General features: G+C 62.6%; 1 protein-coding gene. It reads right to left on the reverse strand.

Annotated elements, in window-relative coordinates; translation table 11 throughout:
* Positions 1-33: 33 nt before the first annotated feature.
* A protein-coding gene (locus tag R2669_RS24800) for an IS3 family transposase (RefSeq protein ID WP_316902507.1) occupies positions 34-1,241 on the reverse strand; the annotation gives its coding sequence in 2 pieces (ribosomal slippage) (positions 34-917 and positions 917-1,241; 1,209 coding nt in all).
* Between the last annotated feature and the right edge of the window lie 25 nt (positions 1,242-1,266).

Here is a 1,266-nt window from a genome sequence, read left to right on the forward strand (position 1 = left end):
ACTGGATTTGCCCCCGTATCTCCGGACACCGCCTCACACTTGAGTTGATGATTCTGTCCTGCGCCTGAACTCGCGTGGCGAGCGATATTTCAGTGCGCTATGGGGATGCTGCTCGTTGTAGTGCTCGAACGCGATGGCAAGTTTGCGCACGGCCGTCGCCGCATCCGGCTTGGGCATGAAGGCGACGTAGTCGCGCTTCATCGTCTTCACGAAGCTCTCGGCCATGCCGTTACTCTGCGGGCTGCAAACCGGTGTCGTCAACGGTTTCAGGCCAATGCCCGTGGCGAACTCGCGGGTCTTCCCGGCAATGTAGCCCGAACCGTTGTCCGTCAGCCATTCAATTTCCGCTGGTGCTTTTGAAACATTGCCGAAGCGCTGCTCGACGGCCGCCAGCATCACGTCGCGCACGACGTCGCCACTGTAACCACCGGTTGTCGCTACCCAGCTCATTGCCTCGCGGTCGCAGCAATCCAGCGCGAACGTCACGCGCAGCGGCTCGCCGTTGTCGCAGCGGAACTCGAAGCCATCGGAGCACCAGCGCTGGTTGCTCTTGGCTACAGCGACCTTGCCGTCATGCCGGCGCTGTGGGCGCGGCGTCGGCCTGCGCTCAAGCAGCAGGCCATGCACGCGCATGACCCGATAGACGCGCTTGGCATTGACCGGCGCTTCGCATCGGCGCTCACGTTCGCGCCGCAATCGGCCCCAGACGCGCCGGTAGCCATAGCTCGGCAAGTCGGCGATGACGTGCCGGATTTCGTCCACCAGGCCAGCGTCGTCGGTTTGCCGAGCCGTGCGCCCATCATGCCAGTCAGCCGGCCGGGCACGCTTGGTTGCCACATTCGAGCGCGCTACGCCGAGGACCTCGCAAACCTGTTTCACTGGTCGTCCCCCGGCAACGATGGCGAGCGCGCAATCCACTTTTTTGCCCGACCGTATTCCACAGCTTCGCGAAGAATCTCGTTCTCCATCGTCTTTTTTCCGAGCATGCGCTGTAGCTCACGGACTTGTTTGAGCGCTTCGGCCAACTCGGAGGCCGGCACCACTTCCTCGCCCGAACTCACTGCCGACAGGCTCCCGTCCTGGTATAGCTTGCGCCACTGGAACACCTGATTCGGATTCACGCCATGCTGGCGCGCTACCATCGAGACCGTCTTACCCGGCTCGAAGCTCTCCCTGACCATCGCAAGCTTCTCTTCCACCGACCACCGCCGGCGGCGCTCCGGGCCCGTCAACACTTCCATCACTTCTTGGTTGCTGCTAGTCATA

This window comes from Ralstonia edaphi (genome assembly GCF_958350185.1).
GTDB lineage: Bacteria > Pseudomonadota > Gammaproteobacteria > Burkholderiales > Burkholderiaceae > Ralstonia > Ralstonia edaphi.